Below are 18,197 nucleotides of genomic sequence, written 5' to 3' on the forward strand. Positions count from 1 at the left end.
ACTCAGTGTGTTACTGCGTTGATGGAGATCCTGAACGTTGTGCCCTGATTTTCTTCGGAGGCCTTCACGAAAATTTTGCCGTTGTGGTAAGTATCGATAATTCGTTTGGCCAAGGTCAATCCTAATCCCCAGCCTCTCTTTTTTGTGGTAAACCCAGGACGAAATACGGTCTCGAGCTTTGACCGCGGAATCCCTTTTCCAGTGTCTGACACGTCTATAAATACCTTATTCTCGCTACCCCTTAAAATTTTGATGGCGATTACGCCAGAATTCCCCATGGCATCGACGGCATTTTTACAAAGATTTTCGATAACCCATTCAAACAACGGCGCATGAACGTTGGCGATGATGCTTTCAGAAAGGGTGTAGACTTCAATTTTAATTTTTGACGACACACGTGGGCGCAGATAGTTTACAACGTTATGGATAAGCGCAACAACATTTTCTTGTTTTAACGTAGGTGTCGATCCAATACTCGAAAAACGTTCTGTCACAATCCGGAGCTTTTGAATATCCTTCTCAAGCTCTTCAACTACTCCTTTTTCGCGCATGTCAGCATCTTCTCTGATCACTTCGACCCATGCCATTAAAGACGACAACGGTGTGCCTAGCTGGTGTGCTGTTTCTTTTGCAAGCCCTACCCATACACGGTTCTGCTCCGCGGCCTTCGAATAATTAAAAGCCATGTAGGCAATGAATCCGAAAATGGCGATAACCGATAACTGGATGTAAGGGTATGCAATGATCTGTGTTAATAGGCTGGAATTTTTATAATAGATATACTGTGTCCCAAAAACCTCATTGGTTTGTGGATCGCGCAACGTTACCGTTATGGGTTCGTAGGTCTCACGCATCAAATCCATTTCCTTTTTTAGAAAAGATTTCGTACGATTTTCCGACCAAGTGCTATCGATAAATAGGTTGCGAGACGATAAAACATTCCCATTGCCATCGGCGAGTATGATCGGAATGGATTTGTTCTGAAATAATAATTCTTGCGCGATGAAGTTTACATCGCTATAGGGGTCTTGTTCTTTCGCAGTGTATTCAATTGCCTTGGCGTACAAATGAACCTGCTGACGTTCGCGTCCCTTCAGCTGATCGACAAGAATTTTTGTGTAGTAAATAGATCCCGCACTAATTAAGATTGAAACAGCGAGAACAACCCACTTGAATCGTGTATTGCGTTGATAGAAATCAATCCCCGGCGTAACGATCTTTTTACTCATGCAGGATTGAAAATAGCAACTTTAAGCTAAAAGCGGAAAGCAGAAAGCTTAAAGTCTTGCGTCACGGCTGTTCTGTCTTTTTTCAGAGCACGCGCACTTTCTGCTTTTAGCTTTTTGCTTTCCGCTTAATTTAGTTTTTCATCATAAACCACTTTGCCAGCACTTTGTAATTTACTTTCGTGCCGTGCATGAGAATTCCCACGCGATAAATTCTTGCGGCAATCCAAGTGGTGAGAATAAATCCGCCGATCAATAGAACCTGCGACAAGATCAATTGCCAGAGTGGCACACCGAAGCCTAGTCGCCCCATCATGGCGATCGGAGACGTGAATGGAATAATAGATAACCAAACACTGATTGGGCCTTGTGGATCATCGATAATGAAGGTAAACAATCCAAAGTAGGCAATCAGCATCGGGAGTGTAATGGGGAACATAAACTGTTGCGCTTCCGCAGGACTGTCGACAGCTGAACCCACGGCCGCGAACATGGCACCGTAAATGAGATATCCGCCGAGGAAAAAGAATAAGAAGTTACAAATGAGATACGTGAATGGGATTTTATCAATGTTTGCATGTAAGTCCATCACAAACTGATTCTGTGCGGCTTGCGCTTCTGGCGTCATTTGACTGACCATTTGCTGTTGGCTGGAGTCGATGCCAAAGTATGAAAACACAACGCCGGTAAGTGTGGTGATGAGTATAATCCAGATAATGAATTGCAATAATCCTACTGAGGCGAGTCCAAGAATTTTGCCCAGCATTAATTGGAAAGGGCGAACAGAAGATACAATAACTTCAACGACCTTGCTCGTTTTCTCTTCGATGATGCCCTGCATAATTTGAGCACCGTAAATGAAGATAAACATATACATCAATATGCCGGCGGCGACACCGACGCCTACGATCCATCCGGAATTTGATTCTTGTTCAACGTCGCCGCTGATGTCGGTAGTCTTAAGCGAAACCGACGTCTTCAAGCTATCCAGGATGGCTCTGTCGATCTTAAACCTTTCCATTTTGAGCTCCTTGATTCGCTCTTCGAGAACATAATTGATGTCGCCCTGTACGCCGAGACTAATTTTGCTCTTGGTGAAAAGTTGTATTCCCTGTGGTTTTGAAATATCAATTTCTGGAATGTAGAGCAACGCAAAAACTTGTTCATCTTTCTTAAGATTTTCCTTCGCTTCTGCTAGCGTTGATGTTTCTCTTACAAACTCAAATTTTTTGCTGTCGGGCTCAAAAATTTTGCCCTCGTCAATGTAATGAATGATCTTCTTTGCTGCGGTTTCATCTTGTTGTTTCTTCACATAAAATAGTACCGCCATAATAGACGGGAAGATCAATGGAATAAGAATAGTAGCGACAAGAAACGATTTCTTCTGCACGCGATTTAAAAACTCACGCTGAATGATGAGGAATACCTTATTCATGTGTGCCTCCTTTCACCAACGAGATAAAGATTTCACTCATGGTTGGAATTTTTTCTGTAAAACTATGGATCTCGGTATAGTCAGTAAGCGTTCGAATCAAATGATTGGCGCTGCCCGAAGAGATTTGAATTTCTGACTGGTAAACGTTGTCTTCTAATTTTTTTTGATCGAGTAGTGTAAAGCCATTTTGATTTAAGGCGAATGTTCCGGTGTGTTCTACACGATAGGTATTCGATCGATATTTTTCCTTCACCTGTTTTTTCGATCCTTCGAGAATCTTTTCAGATCGGTTGATTAATGCAATATGATCGCAAAGATCTTCTACGGTCTCCATGCGGTGGGTAGAGAAGATAACCGTGCACCCCTTTTCTTTCAGCTCTAAAATTTCTTTTGTGATAATTTGTGCATTGACAGGGTCGAAACCTGAAAATGGTTCATCGAGGATGATCAACTTGGGTTCATGCATCACCGTACTGATGAACTGTACTTTCTGGGCCATGCCTTTGCTGAGGTCTTCAACCTTTTTGGTCCACCAGTCGGTGACCTCAAACTTTTTAATCCACGCTTTGCTACGTTCTGTTGCTTCTTTTTTGCTAAGGCCTTTGAGTTGCGCGAGGTAAACGAGTTGCTCTCCAACTTTCAATTTCTTATAAAGGCCGCGCTCTTCAGGGAGATAACCAATTACACCAATGTGTTTGGCTTGAAGAGGTTCACCGAATATCGAGATCTGCCCTTTGTCGGCGTTAATGATCTGATTGATAATTCGAATAAGGGTTGTTTTTCCGGCACCATTAGGCCCAAGTAATCCATAAATGGAATGCGAAGGGATGTTGATGCTGACGTCGTTAAGCGCTACATGATTGGCGTAGTGCTTGGTCACGTTAGTGGCTATCAGTGCTTCCAAAGGTTTAAGTTTTGATACGGCGTATTAGTATCAAAACATACCCTGAAATTACTCTTGAAACAAACTAATTTGAAGCTTACGGATTGGATTCTTTAAACACGATGCTTCCCATGGAAACATCTAAATCGAATGTGAGTGCATTCTTGGCATCCTTTGCATTGGCCTTGTAGGCCTTATTTGCAAACGTGCTTTCTGAAATTTTTTCAAGTGATGCAGGCATTTTTACGCTGCAAAGCCATGAGTCGTGAATTTTAACCAGAACTGGCGTCTCTTGGTTCGGCAGAATAATGATAAGGTTACCCGCGCCTACGCTTCCTTTTACGCGATTGCTTAAGAGTGGCTTATTGCTGAAATCTAAAGACATATTACCGAAACCCACGTCGGCTTTCACAAAACGCGTGCGTGAAAGGTTGATGTTTTTTACGTTAATAGAACCCAAATCAACCTTCACAACGAATGTATCCATGTCGATCTGGTTCTCTAAAGATGAAGTATATCCGACATTTACGTCTGCACTTCCTGTATTGATTTTGAGTTTTTTGATGGCCAGTCCCGAAAGATCTACGTTGGCATTACCGACACCGTATTCTAATTCGAGGAAATATGGTTTCGCATTGGTAAGATACATTTTCCAAATCTTGTCGACAGTTTCGTTGTCAGAAGATCCGAAAAAACGTGTGGAAATAGACTCACTTAGCCCTTCAGAATGGTTTTCTTCAAGATTAAGCCGGATCTCAAATGTTTTCCCTTTTAGCTCTTGGCGAAATTTATGATCGTAGGAATTTTCAGATTGGTTGCTGAAAACATTTAAAACTTCAGGATTTTGGCTTGGCTTGATGTAGCAATTGCCGCTGTTTGCTTTGACGCAAAGCAGTACATTTTGACAGGATTGGTTGTCCTCAACAGTAAATTGCTTCTTAATTTGCCCGAATACGGTGCCCGCAAGCACAATTCCGCAACATGTTAACCAATACTTACTCTGCATGAAGAATAGATACGCACTGTTACACTGTAGGTTACAGTGTGTAAGGTTAAACATGAAATTAAATTAATTGAGGTGTATCAGAGGACGTTACTGCTCCTCGTTTAAACCTTAAAAGCCGCCCGGATCTAGTTAAAATACTCTTTCATTCGCTCAAAAAAGCCCTTTTCGTTCGCATCAGGATGTGGCTGAAAGTTAGGTGAATCTTTTAGTGATTCCAGCTTAGCCTTTTCTTCTGAACTAAGCTTTTTTGGCGTCCACACGTTCACATAAATCAATTGATCGCCGGTCTCGTAGCCGCTCACATCTTTCAATCCTTTACCGCGTAGTCTTAATACTTTTCCGCTCTGTGTGCCGGCTTCGATTTTAATTTTAACCTTTCCACCAACGGATGGCACTTCTGCTGTCGTACCCAATGCAGCGTCTACAAAATTGATATACAGATCATAGATCAGGTTATTGCCGTCGCGTTTTAAAACCTTGTCCTCCGTTTCTTCAATGAGGATTAAAAGATCGCCAGCAATGCCTCCACCTGGGGCTTCGTTTCCTTTTCCTCCCATAGACAGTTGCATACCATCGGCAACGCCGGCAGGAATTTTTACCGCGATGATTTCTTCTTTGGAAACCAATCCGGAATTGTCGACACCAGCTGGTTTTTTATCAATGATTTGTCCAGAGCCGTCGCATGATGAACAGGTCGTAGCGGAAACCATTTGACCGAGCATCGTATTGACAACTTTTCTAAGTTGTCCGGCGCCGTTACAGGTTGTACATGTTTTGAAGGTTACGCCTTCTGCACGAATGAGTCTATTGACTTTTATTTTCTTCTCAACGCCATTGGCAATTTCCTCCAATGAGAGTTTGAGTTTTATTCTCAGGTTAGAACCTTTCCGCTGACGGCGACCACCCTGGCCTCCTCCGCCACCACCGAAGAAACTGTCGAACGGACTACCGCCACCGAAAATATCTCCAAACTGGCTGAAGATATCATCCATGTTCATATGGTGTCCGCCAAATCCGCTACCACCTTGGCTATGGCCAAATCGATCGTAACGTGCGCGTTTGTCAGCATCGCTTAATACTTCGTAGGCCTCTGCAGCTTCCTTGAATTTTTCTTCCGCTTCCTTATTGCCAGGATTTTTATCAGGGTGGAATTGGATAGCAACCTTACGGTAAGCTTTCTTAATTTCTTCGGGCGTTGCAGTTTTGCTTACACCTAATATTTCGTAGTAATCTCTTTTCTTCGACATGGTAATGCGGATTTAGCGACGTGCGATTAGCTTCCTACAACAACTTTTGCAAAGCGAATAACTTTGTCATTGAGTAAATAACCTTTCTCAACAACATCCACCACTTTGCCTTTAAGTTCTTCGCTTGGCGCTGGAATTTGTGTGATTGCTTCGTGGAGGTCGGCGTTGAATTCTGCGCCTTGTCCAACGTCCATCACTTTCACTTGATGCTGGTCGAGTACTTTCTTGAATTTGTTATGAATCAGGAAGAATCCCTCGAGATCTTTATCGGTTTTGTTTGCGAAAGACTTTTCTGCGCGCTCAAAGTCGTCTGCTACTGGGAGTAGTGCCACGAGAAGTTGTTCGTTGGCAGATTGAATGAGTTCCAATTTTTCTTTCCCTGTTCTGCGACGGAAGTTTTCGAATTCGGAATACAAACGGATGTATTTATCCTTTTGCTCAGCAACTTCACCCTTTAGCTTCGTCAATTCAGCATCCACTGCTTGCCCTGCTGCTGTTGTATCCGCCGCATTGTCTGCGTTTTCTGTTTCCGCTGTGTTTACAGCTGCAGTGTTCTCGTCTTGAGGAAGTTGTTCTTCTGAATTTGCCATAGTTATCCTTGAAAATTGAATAGAGCCCCAAATGTCAACAATTTTGCCAAAGGCATTTTAATGCCAAACTGACACTTTTGAAGGCGTGTCTCTTCGTGCCAATGTCAGTATTTAGTCGTGGAGGTTTTTCCAGATCAAATCCTTCAGTTGTTGGATGCCTTGTGTCGTAATGGAAGAAATGAATACGGAAGGCAGCTCAGTCGGCACTTCGCGTTGCATCTCTGTCCTCAATTCGTCGTCGAGCATGTCCGATTTAGAAATTGCGAGAATCCGTTTTTTGTCGAGTAATTCCGGATTATACTTTCGTAGTTCGTTCAGCAATATCTCGTACTCTTTCTGTATATCCTTGGCATCAGCTGGAATCAAAAATAGCAGCAGAGAATTTCTTTCAATGTGTCGAAGGAACCGAATACCAAGTCCTCTACCTTCTGCAGCACCCTCAATAATGCCCGGTATGTCGGCCATAACAAATGATCGATCATCGCGATACTGTACCACACCTAGATTCGGCGTTAACGTTGTGAATGGATAGTCACCAATTTTTGGTTTGGCGGCAGAAACAACAGAGAGTAATGTTGATTTTCCTGCGTTCGGAAATCCTACAAGACCTACATCCGCGAGTAATTTTAGCTCGAGAATGATCCACTCTTCAACACCAGGTTCACCAGGCTGCGCAAATTGTGGCGCTTGACGTGTCGAAGTTGCAAAGTATGCGTTCCCTTTACCTCCGCGACCTCCAGGTGTGATGATTACTTCTTGTCCATCTTCGTTGATTTCGCAAATGACTTCACCTGTTTCAGCTTGACGCGCTACGGTACCAAGGGGTACTTCGAGAATTTCATCTTTGCCATCGGCTCCCGTGCGATCTTGTTCTTCACCCGGATTACCATTGGTAGCGATGACGTGTTTTCGATATTTTAAGTGAAGGAGTGTCCACAGTTGAGCATTTCCGCGTAGGATGATGTGTCCACCACGGCCGCCGTCACCACCATCGGGCCCGCCTTTCTGAATAAATTTTTCACGGTGGAAATGGAGGCATCCTGCGCCACCATGTCCGGAGCGTGAACAGAATTTAACGTAGTCGATGAAGTTCGGTGATGACACTGTGATGAATGTTATTTCGTCAAAAGACTTTTGTCAATTTCGCGACAGATGTTGTCGAATATATCTTGTTCGCTGCCGACACCAATCACAGAAGCATATTTGTTGTGTGTCTTATAGTAGTCGGCAACAACAGCTGTTTCTGCTTTGTAAACGGAAATGCGGTTTTCGATTACTTCAGGTTTGGCATCGTCAGGGCGATTTTCTTTTGCTGCACGTTTTGCAAGCCTTACGCGAAGTTCATCTTCAGGAACAACAAGTTCCACAAGAATTTTGATGGGCGTATTCTTAGAATTCAGCAATTTGTCGAGTGCTTCTGCCTGAGGTGTTGTACGGGGAAAACCGTCGAAAATAATTCCCTTAACATCACCGCTTGATTTGATCTTATCATCCACCATATCAATGACCACTTGATCAGGAACCAAGTTGCCCTTCGACATGTAGTCTTGTGCTAGTTTCCCAAGCGGTGTTCCTTCTTTCAAATGCTTTCTGAAAAGATCACCAGTAGAAATGTGCGTCAGCGAATATTTCTCGATAAGTTTCGCGCTCTGCGTTCCCTTACCCGCACCGGGAGGACCAAACAAGATGATGTTAACCATGTCGATTTTGTAAGTTTTCGTGATTTGACAGTTTTTGGCTTTTAAATAAGCTGACGAAGATAAGGAATGAATTTTAATTTTTTAACTGATAGATCTCTTTCAAATTTCGACCAAGACCATCATAATCAAGACCATAGCCAACGACAAACTCATTCTCGATCTCAAAGCCTACATATTTTATAGCGACGCCTTTTTCGCGTGCGTGTTGCTTGCGCAGTAAAGCGACGATTTCAACCGAGCGTGTTCCAAGGCTTTTTAAATCTTCTACAATTTTTTGCAACGTGACACCGGTGTCAATGATGTCTTCAATAATGATTATATCCTGGTTGAATAAACTTTCTTCAATTCCAATCATTGACTTGAGCTGACCGGTGGAAGCGGTGCCAGCATAAGACGAGAGTTTAACGAATGACACACGACACGAAAGATCAATTTGTTTGATCAAATCACTCGCAAACATAAACGAGCCATTCAAAATCGGAAGAAAGATGGGCGATCTACCTGCATAGTCTGCATTAATTTGCGCGCCCAAACTCCTGACCTTTCCTTGAATATCCGACTTATTAATGTATTGCTTGAACGTTAAATCTTTGATCTTCATGCATCAACCCAAAAAGGAGCGCAAAGATATAAGAATTCACCATATCCGATGTGACTAAAAAACATGCAATCGATCGTATCGCCTGAATTCCTACTTTTGATAACGATAATGACCTGTTATGGTGTACTGGAAAAGGCAGTCGGCAAGTACTTGACCTCCGCCAATGTTGTGCACGATAAGCCATCGCTGTAGGTCACTTGATTTTTTATTTACGACAATGCCGATGTGCGTTATACCACCGCCAAGGTCCCAAGTGACAATATCTCCGGGACTATAATCTCCATTCTGTTTTGAGATTTTTAAAACTTTACCGTGGCGACTAAAAAATGTCATCAAGTTGGGCACTCGTCGATGGTCAATGTTTTTGTCTGTTGCCTTTAATCCCCATTTCTTCGGATACACATTGAAGTGCGCCTTCATGTCTTGATGAACTTCCTTTTGCAAATCAATACCCAGCTTTCGATAGGCGCGTACCACAACATCAGTGCATACGCCTTTGTTCGCAGGAACATCGCCGTTCGGATACGGGATGGAGAAATACGATGGATCGTAAACGACGTCGTCGTCGATTAACGCCAAAGCTTCCGAAGATAACTTTTCAGTAAATGTTTGCGCATGAACTGAAGTTGAACAGACGATGAAAAAAAATAGCCAGGTAAAACGAAGAGACATATTTAATTTTTTTCCTGCTTTCTACTTTCCGCTTTCCGCTCTCTGCTTACAAGTCTTTCATTAGCCATTGGTAAAGCTCGATCATTGCATCGATATCATCTTTATGGACTTTTTCGTGTGGTGTGTGCGCATATTGTTCAGGTGCCCCCACGAAACACCAATCGAAAGGATAAGGAGAAGTTTGTAATTCACGTCCATCGCTAGACCCCATACCTTCTACTTCCAATTGAAAACGTACTTTTCTCTTTTTTGCAATGGCGATGATCTTATTAACGAAACTGCGGCGTGGTATATTTCGATCTCGCATGGAGATTGCAACACCTTTGCCATGTTCGACACCATCGGAGACCCAGGTTATGTCGGAAATAAGTGCTTGACGAACTTTCCAGTTTTCGTAAATAAATTTTGCCAGGTAAGGTACGGCGCCTCCGCCATGTTCTTCCCAGCAACTAAAAACGATAACACCGTCCTTCAACGTCTCGGCTACCCGAAGCGCATTGTAGATGCCAAGACGATCGTCTAGATATGCAGATTCAATAAATTGCTTGCCGTTTCGGAAGTTAACTTTATAGGTGAGTTCCGTTCCGCGGTCAATCGTCCTGCCAAACTTGTAGAACGCATGGTTGTCGCGATCAAAGTCTAATGTGCACTCGATAAGACCTTTGCTATCATGACCGACGAGTATTGTACCTACTTCCGGGTCGGGGCTGCCGATGGGAAGTAATTGATTTTGATATCGGACCGTAAACCCGATGCTATCCATGTGTGCGAAAATGGCGGTACGCGGCTTGCCGAATTTTAGAATGATACAATCTTGGAACTCATCGCCGTGAAAAATTTCTGGGGCATTTTTCCATTTCTTTTTTTCTTTTTGGATATAACGCAATAAGAAATCTTTCATTGGTCCTTCATTACCTGAGGGTGCGTGGACTTCACAAAGTTGCTTTAACAGTTTCATGCTCATGGGCCATGTTATTTTTGTAAATGATTGCGTTCTAACCGCAACTTTATTTTAAATTTTCAAGAGAAAAAAATAAGCTATGGTTTTTAATCTGAGTGAGCAGAATTCGATTGCTAATCAATTCCTGATGGAACTTCGTGACAAGGCGTTACAACAGGACAGGCTAAGATTTCGCAAGAACCTTGAACGTCTTGGCGAGATTATGTCGTTTGAAATTTCAAAACGGCTTACCTACACAACTAAAGTCATCGATACGCCGCTGGATAAATGTCGTGTGAACGTGATGAAGGAACAGCCTGTTCTCATTACGATCCTTCGGGCCGGGCTACCGTTCTTTCAGGGATTCATCAATTTTTTCGACCGTGCCGATGCCGGTTTTATTGGCGCCTATCGAAGAGAAACTTTGGACACGGTGCAGATTAAATTCGACTACATTACGTCTCCCATCACATCAGGGCGGGAAGTAATCCTGATCGATCCTATGTTAGCAACCGGTAAATCATTGCTTGACTCCGTGAATCAAATTATGAAGCGCGGGAAGCCAGCAAATATTCACATTGCTTCACTCGTGGCAGCACCTGAGGGAATAAAATTTTTAGCAGAGCAAATGCCAATGTCTTACTCATTATGGACATACGCTATCGATGAGAAGCTTAATGCACAATCCTATATTGTTCCCGGGCTTGGCGATGCCGGTGACCTAAGTTTTGGTGCCAAACTATAATCTCGAATCAGCGTTATGATCATTAAATCGTTTCTGAACGAATAACTTTTGTTGCATGTGGGATGAACTCTTAAAAGCGATTCCAATATTTTTCTTCACAATGATCAAATTCATTTTTGGTCCATTGGGCGGTTACATTGCTGGATTGAATTTATTGACTACGGTTTTGACTTCTGTGGCTGGCATGATGGGTGCGGTAGTGTTGTTCACGTATTTCGGTGAATTCTTAAGGAATAAAATCCTTGCTCGTGTGGTTACGAAGACCAAGAACTTTTCGGAACGTCGTAGAAATTTCGTGAAATTTTGGAGGCGTTATGGATTAGTAGGCGTCGCTGCGTTAACGCCAATTTTACTAACGCCAATTGGAGGAACTATACTGGCTGTAAGTTTTGGTGCTCCCAAAAACAGGATCATCTTTTTTATGTTTGTGAGCGCAGCGCTGTGGTCGCTGGTTTTTAGTGCGGCGATATACCTGGCCGGAGATCAACTCATTGCAATTTTAACACAATACTTTACACTCCCAGAAGGACTCGACAGGCGTGGGCTATAAAAACGCTAATCTGTTATCCGGCAATTAACGATAACACTTTTTGTGAAACGATTTGTGGCGTGATGCGATTGAGGCATGGAAAATCTCCGATGTAGCACGTTTCTTTTCCATAAACAGAACATGGTCTACAGGGTAGTTCTTCTCTGGGAATTTGCAGCACGTTTTGTTGTGAACTTCCAAACGGACCGAATCCAACATCGGGATGTGTGCCGCCCCAGATTGAAAGCAAAGGCACATTACTCAACGCCGCCATATGCATATTGGACGAGTCAACGCAGATCATCAGATCCAAATGCTGCATGAGCGCAATCTCTTGGCGCAGTTTGAGCTGGCCCGCGATTACTTCGCAATGTTCAGGAAATTGTTGTCGCAGCGATTCAAAGAATTTTATTTCTTTGTCGCCACCACCAAATAAAAAGAATTTAACAGGTCCACCTTTGATCACTTCAGTGATAAGTTGTGGATAATTTTCTAACGGCCAGATTTTTGTTTTATGTGCGGCGAATGGAGCAACGCCAATCCATTTTCTGTTCTCTGCAGATTTTTTATAGCCGAACCATCCTGACGCATTTTGAATGGACTCGCTCAATGCGAGGTACGGCGGTGAAGTAATGTCAAAGTTATATCCTGCCTTTTCAAAGGCTTGGCGATAACGTTCGACAGTATGCGTTAGTGGTGCTGTGATCTTGTTCTCTTTCCTGGTAAAAGCTTTCTTTTCACTTCTCCCTTTTTCGAAAGTAACGACGCGCGACCCGAAGATTTTGAATAAACTTCGAAGCATGATTGTACGCACATGATCGTGCATGTCTAACACCACATCATAGGGTCCTTTTCGAAGTAATTTACCGAAGAGGTCACGCAAACCCAGTATGCCTGTGTAAGTATAATCTACGTCGGCGGGAAAAACATTGACACGCTCAAGGTCAAAAAAAAGCGGTCCGAATTTAGGACGGGTTACAACGGTGACTTCCACATTCGGGTATGCAGCGGTAAGCGATTTTACTACGGGCACCAACAGCGCCACATCGCCCATCGCGGAGAACCGAAGGATAAGTATTTTCTTCTTCAAAACGGTCACTTCTTTTGATTATACAACATCGGGTTTAGAGAAGCATCGTTATACATCTTCATCTGACGATAAACTTTGAATCTTCTCTCGCCGTTACGAATGTCTTCCATCAACTCATCAAAAGCAAACTTCATGTCCTCACGTTGCTCAAGCAACACCGCTAGCTTTAATTGACACTTTTCCAAGTGATCGTCGCTGGCATCTTTTCGTTGGGTTTGCTCCTTCATGTGATAAATTTTCAACATGAGGATGCTCATTCGATCCATCAACCAAGCTGGTGTTTCCGAGTTTATTCGCGTGCCCGGTTTAGGGACAACGTTTTTAAATTGCTCTAGAAAATAATCGTCGAGTTGTTCCACTTTATCGGTGCGATCTTGATTGGATTTGTCAATTCGACGTTTGATCAAAATTCCTTCTGCTGGATCTATGTTTGGTAATCGGATAATATCCTCTAAATGCCATTGCACGGTGTCGATCCAATTTTTTAGATAGAGCAGCGCTTCAAAACTTCCGGCAGGATATGGATTGTTGATTGGTGTGTCGACGTTATCGGTGAGGTGATAGTCGTCAATACTTTTTTGAAAGACTGAATAACAGGCGTTGGCTGAAAGCATACTGTATATTTAAGACGCAATTTAGTTATTTTGACAGCACTTGATCACCTTGTCTGGTGGTTCGGTCATAAAATTATTCACGCAAATGTCATCACACCATTTTGTCAAAGAAGGACAAGAACCCGCGCTGTTTATTGTAAACGCACTGTCGTATCATGCCGCCGAGCCATTGCTGGAATGGGCACCGTTGGTTGTTGTGTCGGAGGGGGCTTTAGAAGATGTATTGATATGGGGGATAAAAATCGATGCGGTGATCACGAACCATGATCACGACACTTTAGCAGATAAAATCGCGCATCAACATCCGATCGCGATCATTCCGTATGGGATGCAGGAAGATTTTATCAAAGTAGGCATTGATTTTCTTCGCACGCGCGAGAGTACAGCTGTGAATGTTATGGCCGACGTATCGATCGCAGATTTCTCAACAGCTCATCAAGATTTAAACTTCCAATGTTCGTTGTTAAACAAGGAGGCTAAGTGGTCGCTGATTCGCAATCGGCATTTTGAAAAATGGATGGAAGGAGACGCGACGCTGATGCTCCATTGCGGGGGTCCCGGGGCGATAACGGTTGAAGGTGCTTTGCGAGTGTCTAATGCTCAGGTCATTGTAAAACCTCATGAAGGGTTAGTAAAAGTTAGGAGCGACCAAGATTTCTGGGTGGGAGAAGCTTATTAATTATTTTTTTCAGGAATAGGGGTAAAGATTTTTTCAATTGTCATAACCTCAACGCCCTAAAACCGTAAATTTCGCTGTTAAATCAACCCAAAGCAGTGGAATTAACGGACCAGCAATACCTCTCAGCGCTAAAAACGGGCGATATAACTGCTTTTGAAATGCTGTTCCGGAATTACTATCAGCCGCTCTGCAACTATGCATATACCTTCGTGCAAGATCGCGACGAAGCAGAAGAGATCGTTCAAGCCACGTTCATGTCGGTTTGGGAGAAGCGTGATGCACTAGAAATACGAACTGCAGTACGTCCCTATTTGTATGCGATGGTTCGCAACGCATGCTTAAATGTGATCAAGCATGAAAAGATTAAACAGGTGCATGCAGCAGGTGAAATAGCATTTGCGGAACGAAGTGTTGAATCGGTTACACGAACGGTGATGGCCGCTGAACTCGAGGACAAAATTCAAGAGGCGCTGTTGAAACTTCCCGAGCAATGTAGACTGGTATTTAAGCTTAGTCGATTTGAGGAGTTGAAATACGCTGAGATTGCAGAACAACTGAATATATCGATTAAAACAGTCGAAAATCAAATGGGCAAGGCGTTGAAAATCATGCGTGATCAGCTCAGCGAGTATCTACCAATGTTGATTATCCTGATGAATGGATTTATTTAAAAAAAGAAATTGAACAACCTACCGACACATATTGATGAACTGATTAGCAAGTATCTTGCCGGTGAAGCTTCGCCTGAAGAAGCCACACAGGTTAATACTTGGGCCGCTGCAGATGATAGCAACAAGAAATATCTACAGCAACTTGAATTCATTTTCAAGAAAACGCCAGCGATTCAAAAGTGGCAAGACTTTGACACCGATGCGGCATGGTCTAAAATGCGCAGCAAGTTGAAGGAGGGTTCGACGAAGACTGTCGAACTTCATCCTAGAAGATCGTTCCATTATTTACAGATTGCAGCAAGCATCGTGATTGTATTAGGCATTGGATTCGGTATCTATCAGATGATGGACATAAATAAACCGGCCAATGTTGTAGCAGTGTCGTCCACCAAAGAAACGAAGAGCGATACACTCCCGGATGGAAGCAATGTGTTCCTCAATAAATTGACCGAGCTCGATTATGCATTTGATAAGAAAGATAAAACGCACCGTATAAAGCTTCGCGGCGAAGCGTATTTTCATGTAAAGCACGAGGACGATAAGAAATTTTTAGTGGAGGCTGAGGGAATCTTTATCAAAGATATTGGTACTTCGTTCAATGTAAAGGCTTATCCAAATACCAATACCATTGAAGTGGTTGTTGAAGAAGGAGAAGTTCAATTTTATTCGAAAGATAACCCAGGTGTCTATCTGCAAGCCGGTGGGCGCGGTGTCTACAACAAGAAAGATAAAACGTTTACGGTGGAACCACCACAAGCAAACGTACTCGCTTATAAAACGAAATTTTTCAGCTTTAGCGATGCAAGGTTAGGCGATGTTGTTGAAGCGCTTAACAATGTGTACGAAAAGAAACTTTCAATAGGGTCTCAGCTAGAGAATTGCTTGCTCACCGTTTCGTTTAACAACGAGGATCTAAACGAAATCGCTAATATTATTGGTGAGACGCTTAATCTTAAGGTGACCGTTACCCGCGATGGATTCTTACTCGATGGAGATGGTTGTGAGTAAAATCAGATTTGTCGGTGCATTAGTTTTTGCGCTGATAACATGGTGCACATACGGTCAGCGTGCGACTCCGCCACCACTGGAAAGAACCATTACAATCAGTTTTGATAATGAGACCGTTGATGGCGCGCTAAAAAAGATTGGTCAACAAGCCGGCCTTACATTCTCGTATAGCCCTTCCGTTGTAAAGATCGATCGTCCAATTAACGCGAATTTTATCAATAAGACCGTTCGTCAAATTCTTGACGAGATGTTTAAGGGACAAATTCATTATAAGTCGCGTGGGGATTATGTTATTCTAACAAAAGCGGAGGGTGCATCTAATCAACAAAAAGTAAGCGGTTATGTGATTGATGAAGCGACAGGCGACAAGTTGAAAAACGTAAGTATTTATGATCCTGTGTCGTTGGCATCTGCGATTACCGATGATTATGGTTATTTCCAAATTGAGGTACCGAATGCGAAAGAGGTGAAGCTTGCCGTTCGAAAGCATAACTACACCGATACCTTAGTGTATGTTCCTTCTGAAAACGGATTAATCGATATCCGACTAGCATCGAAAAAACTTGGAATTTTTGCAGATAGTGTCGGTCACAAAATGAAACGCTTTTGGCTTACCACTAAAGCCCTGACGCAGCGCGCTATCATGTTCGAGAACATTGAAGATTCCATTCATCGTAAGTTTCAATTTTCATTTGTGCCTTTTGTGGGAACGAATCATAACATGAGTGGTCACGTTATCAACGATTTTTCTGTCAACATGATTGGCGGATATTCTCTCGGCGTTAATATGATAGAGTTCGGTGGAATGTTTAACACGGTGCGCGGAAATGTTAGAGGAGCTCAATTCGCCGGATTGTTCAACGCCGTTGGTGGCGAAGTGGAGGGCTATCAAGCCGCCGGATTGTTCAACGCGGTTCGAGGGAAAACCCATGCAGTACAGACGGCGGGGTTGATCAATTTCAGTTGGGCGGAAACGGAGACCGTCGGGATAGCAGGTCTGATAAATTTCGGTTACAAGGATTCGCATGATGTGCGAGTCGCCGGGCTAAGCAATATTAATTTTGGAAATCAAGGAGGTCCGCACGTAGCAGGACTTTTTAATTTTACGACCAAATCATCAGGCCCGGCACAACTAGCGGGCTTATTTAATTTTGCAGCGGCCAATGTAAAGGGAGCACAAGTAGCTGGCATGTTAAATTTTACGGCGGGTGATCACGAAGGCGCGCAAGTTTCTGGCCTCGTGAATTTCGCCGGAAAAAGAATGAAAGGTGCGCAAGTTGGTGTGCTGAATTTCGCAACAAAGTTCAAAGGAACGCAAATTGGTTTATTTAATATTTCAGATAGTACTGACGGCGTGCCTATCGGCTTGCTCTCAATTGTAGGCAGAGGTTATCATGCGATCGAGATATCTGCCGACGAGGTTTTTTATACCAATGTGTCATTCAGAACCGGCGTGAGAAAATTCTATAATATTCTTACGGCAGGTATTCAGCCGCACACACTTTCGGAAGATGTGAATGTTTGGACCTTTGGATATGGCGTCGGAACGTCTCCAAGGCTTTCGAATAAATTCTACTTAAACATTGATGTTACGGCGAATCAAATCGTTGCAGACGGAAACATTGATGCCTTGAATCTTTTAAACAAATTGTATGTGGGCGGGGAGTGGCGCGTGAGTAAAAATTTTGGTCTAGCAGCAGGCTGCACAGTGAACGCACTCGTACAGGAAACATCTTACGAGGGATACCCAGATATTTTCCCTAACCTCAAGCCAGACATCATTGAGGAACATACTTATGACAATGACCGCATTATGAAAATGTGGTTCGGTGCTAAAGTTGGGCTGCGTTTTTTTTAAACAAAGAAGTTGCGTAGTAAGGGCATGAGTGCTTCTAAATTTACGCGCTCAATTGGGTGAGGCGTGTTGGGCAATTGCTGAAACGATCCGAAAGGAATTTGTTGAGCAACTTGCTCGGCTACGTTAGCGGGTGCCATGTTATCTTTATCGCCGGCAAGAACAAGGACCTCTTGTTGAATTGCCCCAAGCGTGTTCTCATCAAGTGTAGGGCGACTGCCAAGCTTCGACATCATGTTAGCGGTTGCTTCTAGCAAAAGTTTCCAATGACTGTCGCCGTGCAGTTGCTTAAGAAGGTCTGCAAACTGAGGAATTTTCGTGAGGATTTTTTCAGGATCTAGCTTCTGAACTTCGGCTTGTGCAACCACCGGAGACCAATCAAACTTTGTTCCAAGGGTAACTATTTTACGAAAGCGTGCTGGCCATTGCGCGGCAGCGGTGAGTGCCACATAACCGCCCATGCTATAGCCAAATACATCGACAAAAGATAAGTCATGATGATTAAGAAAGCTCATGATTTCTTCTGCGAATACATCAACGTGAAATCCATGTTGTGAAAATGGCTGTTGCCCATGGCCAGAAAAATTCAAGGACATCGTTGTGTATCCTGATTGCTGTAAAGCGCTCTCGATTGGCACGAGTTGCTCACGCGTTCCTAAGGCGCCATGTAAAAGAAGGATTGGATTCATCCTTCAAAATAAAAAAG

20 protein-coding genes are annotated in these 18,197 nt (G+C 43.2%); 6 read left to right on the forward strand and 14 right to left on the reverse strand.

Going from position 1 to position 18,197, the window contains the following annotated elements:
* Positions 1–2: 2 nt before the first annotated feature.
* The 11 genes from DQQ10_RS04885 to DQQ10_RS04935 all read right to left on the reverse strand — a co-directional run bounded on the left by DQQ10_RS04885 (position 3) and on the right by DQQ10_RS04935 (position 10,318).
* The gene (locus DQQ10_RS04885) at positions 3–1,229 is read right to left on the reverse strand and encodes a sensor histidine kinase (RefSeq protein ID WP_112745640.1); all 1,227 of its coding nucleotides are present in this window, start codon (positions 1,227–1,229) and stop codon (positions 3–5) included.
* A gap of 130 nt (positions 1,230–1,359) precedes the next feature.
* Positions 1,360–2,661 (reverse strand): ABC transporter permease, encoded by a 1,302-nt coding sequence (locus DQQ10_RS04890; protein WP_112745641.1) that lies wholly within the window; start codon positions 2,659–2,661, stop codon positions 1,360–1,362.
* Entirely contained in the window at positions 2,654–3,565 is a 912-nt protein-coding gene (locus DQQ10_RS04895; RefSeq protein ID WP_112745642.1) for an ABC transporter ATP-binding protein, read from the reverse strand. The genes DQQ10_RS04890 and DQQ10_RS04895 overlap by 8 nt, the downstream gene beginning before the upstream one ends.
* Before the next feature lie 76 nt (positions 3,566–3,641).
* Positions 3,642–4,604, reverse strand: a complete 963-nt coding sequence (locus DQQ10_RS04900; protein ID WP_165823795.1) for a DUF4097 family beta strand repeat-containing protein — start codon at positions 4,602–4,604, stop codon at positions 3,642–3,644.
* A 71-nt stretch (positions 4,605–4,675) separates the two neighbouring features.
* Complete coding sequence (gene dnaJ, locus DQQ10_RS04905; RefSeq protein WP_112745644.1) at positions 4,676–5,797, reverse strand: molecular chaperone DnaJ; 1,122 nt, start codon at positions 5,795–5,797, stop codon at positions 4,676–4,678.
* Positions 5,798–5,823: 26 nt separating this feature from the next.
* Positions 5,824–6,387, reverse strand: a complete 564-nt coding sequence (locus DQQ10_RS04910; RefSeq protein WP_112745645.1) for a nucleotide exchange factor GrpE — start codon at positions 6,385–6,387, stop codon at positions 5,824–5,826.
* Between the two features lie 111 nt (positions 6,388–6,498).
* Positions 6,499–7,491: a GTPase ObgE gene (gene obgE, locus DQQ10_RS04915; RefSeq protein ID WP_112745646.1), complete on the reverse strand. Its 993-nt coding sequence runs from the start codon at positions 7,489–7,491 to the stop codon at positions 6,499–6,501.
* Between the two features lie 11 nt (positions 7,492–7,502).
* Positions 7,503–8,087, reverse strand: coding sequence for an adenylate kinase (locus tag DQQ10_RS04920; RefSeq protein WP_112745647.1), 585 nt, complete (start codon positions 8,085–8,087; stop codon positions 7,503–7,505).
* Positions 8,088–8,160: 73 nt separating this feature from the next.
* A complete protein-coding gene (gene hpt, locus DQQ10_RS04925) occupies positions 8,161–8,688 on the reverse strand; it encodes a hypoxanthine phosphoribosyltransferase (protein WP_112745648.1) in 528 nt (175 codons plus the stop codon).
* A 90-nt stretch (positions 8,689–8,778) separates the two neighbouring features.
* Complete coding sequence (locus DQQ10_RS04930; RefSeq protein ID WP_112745649.1) at positions 8,779–9,360, reverse strand: DUF1287 domain-containing protein; 582 nt, start codon at positions 9,358–9,360, stop codon at positions 8,779–8,781.
* 46 nt (positions 9,361–9,406) lie between these two features.
* Entirely contained in the window at positions 9,407–10,318 is a 912-nt protein-coding gene (locus DQQ10_RS04935; protein ID WP_112745779.1) for a M20/M25/M40 family metallo-hydrolase, read from the reverse strand.
* Between the two features lie 82 nt (positions 10,319–10,400).
* Here DQQ10_RS04935 and upp point away from each other — a divergent pair, with 82 nt between their 5' ends.
* Entirely contained in the window at positions 10,401–11,045 is a 645-nt protein-coding gene (gene upp / locus DQQ10_RS04940; RefSeq protein WP_112745650.1) for a uracil phosphoribosyltransferase, read from the forward strand.
* Positions 11,046–11,100: 55 nt separating this feature from the next.
* Positions 11,101–11,595 carry a hypothetical protein gene (locus DQQ10_RS04945; RefSeq protein ID WP_112745651.1) on the forward strand — a complete coding sequence of 165 codons (495 nt, stop codon included), beginning with the start codon at positions 11,101–11,103 and terminating at the stop codon, positions 11,593–11,595.
* 13 nt (positions 11,596–11,608) lie between these two features.
* Here the strand turns inward: DQQ10_RS04945 and DQQ10_RS04950 are convergent, their stop codons facing one another.
* Positions 11,609–12,664, reverse strand: coding sequence for a glycosyltransferase family 9 protein (locus DQQ10_RS04950; protein ID WP_133259532.1), 1,056 nt, complete (start codon positions 12,662–12,664; stop codon positions 11,609–11,611).
* A gap of 5 nt (positions 12,665–12,669) precedes the next feature.
* Positions 12,670–13,278: a DUF4254 domain-containing protein gene (locus tag DQQ10_RS04955; RefSeq protein ID WP_112745653.1), complete on the reverse strand. Its 609-nt coding sequence runs from the start codon at positions 13,276–13,278 to the stop codon at positions 12,670–12,672.
* A gap of 85 nt (positions 13,279–13,363) precedes the next feature.
* On the opposite strand from DQQ10_RS04955, the gene DQQ10_RS04960 reads away from it, so the two are divergent.
* From DQQ10_RS04960 to DQQ10_RS04975, 4 genes are all read left to right on the forward strand, one after another.
* On the forward strand, positions 13,364–13,957 hold the full coding sequence (locus DQQ10_RS04960) for a hypothetical protein (protein WP_112745654.1): 594 nt from the start codon (positions 13,364–13,366) through the stop codon (positions 13,955–13,957).
* Between the two features lie 95 nt (positions 13,958–14,052).
* Positions 14,053–14,628 carry an RNA polymerase sigma-70 factor gene (locus DQQ10_RS04965; protein WP_112745655.1) on the forward strand — a complete coding sequence of 192 codons (576 nt, stop codon included), beginning with the start codon at positions 14,053–14,055 and terminating at the stop codon, positions 14,626–14,628.
* A 9-nt stretch (positions 14,629–14,637) separates the two neighbouring features.
* The gene (locus DQQ10_RS04970; RefSeq protein WP_112745656.1) at positions 14,638–15,636 is read left to right on the forward strand and encodes a FecR family protein; all 999 of its coding nucleotides are present in this window, start codon (positions 14,638–14,640) and stop codon (positions 15,634–15,636) included.
* Positions 15,602–17,494 (forward strand): STN and carboxypeptidase regulatory-like domain-containing protein, encoded by a 1,893-nt coding sequence (locus DQQ10_RS04975; protein WP_133259533.1) that lies wholly within the window; start codon positions 15,602–15,604, stop codon positions 17,492–17,494. The genes DQQ10_RS04970 and DQQ10_RS04975 overlap by 35 nt, the downstream gene beginning before the upstream one ends.
* Here the strand turns inward: DQQ10_RS04975 and DQQ10_RS04980 are convergent.
* A complete protein-coding gene (locus tag DQQ10_RS04980; protein WP_112745658.1) occupies positions 17,491–18,180 on the reverse strand; it encodes an alpha/beta fold hydrolase in 690 nt (229 codons plus the stop codon). The genes DQQ10_RS04975 and DQQ10_RS04980 overlap by 4 nt on opposite strands.
* Positions 18,181–18,197 lie beyond the last annotated feature (17 nt).

Origin of the sequence: Pseudochryseolinea flava, assembly GCF_003286915.1 — a bacterium.
Classification (GTDB): domain Bacteria; phylum Bacteroidota; class Bacteroidia; order Cytophagales; family Cyclobacteriaceae; genus Ohtaekwangia; species Ohtaekwangia flava.

What these genes read in the sequence shown, in the direction of transcription:
- DQQ10_RS04975 (WP_133259533.1), top strand. Translation starts at nt 15,602, where the DNA reads ATGGATTCTTACTCGATGGAGATGGTTGTGAGTAAAATCAGATTTGTC.
- DQQ10_RS04980 (WP_112745658.1), bottom strand. Translation starts at nt 18,180, where the DNA reads ATGAATCCAATCCTTCTTTTACATGGCGCCTTAGGAACGCGTGAGCAA.
- DQQ10_RS04885 (WP_112745640.1), bottom strand. Translation starts at nt 1,229, where the DNA reads ATGAGTAAAAAGATCGTTACGCCGGGGATTGATTTCTATCAACGCAAT.
- hpt (WP_112745648.1), bottom strand. Translation starts at nt 8,688, where the DNA reads ATGAAGATCAAAGATTTAACGTTCAAGCAATACATTAATAAGTCGGAT.
- dnaJ (WP_112745644.1), bottom strand. Translation starts at nt 5,797, where the DNA reads ATGTCGAAGAAAAGAGATTACTACGAAATATTAGGTGTAAGCAAAACT.
- DQQ10_RS04935 (WP_112745779.1), bottom strand. Translation starts at nt 10,318, where the DNA reads ATGAAACTGTTAAAGCAACTTTGTGAAGTCCACGCACCCTCAGGTAAT.
- DQQ10_RS04955 (WP_112745653.1), bottom strand. Translation starts at nt 13,278, where the DNA reads ATGCTTTCAGCCAACGCCTGTTATTCAGTCTTTCAAAAAAGTATTGAC.
- upp (WP_112745650.1), top strand. Translation starts at nt 10,401, where the DNA reads ATGGTTTTTAATCTGAGTGAGCAGAATTCGATTGCTAATCAATTCCTG.
- DQQ10_RS04960 (WP_112745654.1), top strand. Translation starts at nt 13,364, where the DNA reads ATGTCATCACACCATTTTGTCAAAGAAGGACAAGAACCCGCGCTGTTT.
- DQQ10_RS04930 (WP_112745649.1), bottom strand. Translation starts at nt 9,360, where the DNA reads ATGTCTCTTCGTTTTACCTGGCTATTTTTTTTCATCGTCTGTTCAACT.
- DQQ10_RS04900 (WP_165823795.1), bottom strand. Translation starts at nt 4,604, where the DNA reads ATGTTTAACCTTACACACTGTAACCTACAGTGTAACAGTGCGTATCTA.
- DQQ10_RS04890 (WP_112745641.1), bottom strand. Translation starts at nt 2,661, where the DNA reads ATGAATAAGGTATTCCTCATCATTCAGCGTGAGTTTTTAAATCGCGTG.
- DQQ10_RS04910 (WP_112745645.1), bottom strand. Translation starts at nt 6,387, where the DNA reads ATGGCAAATTCAGAAGAACAACTTCCTCAAGACGAGAACACTGCAGCT.
- DQQ10_RS04920 (WP_112745647.1), bottom strand. Translation starts at nt 8,087, where the DNA reads ATGGTTAACATCATCTTGTTTGGTCCTCCCGGTGCGGGTAAGGGAACG.
- DQQ10_RS04945 (WP_112745651.1), top strand. Translation starts at nt 11,101, where the DNA reads ATGTGGGATGAACTCTTAAAAGCGATTCCAATATTTTTCTTCACAATG.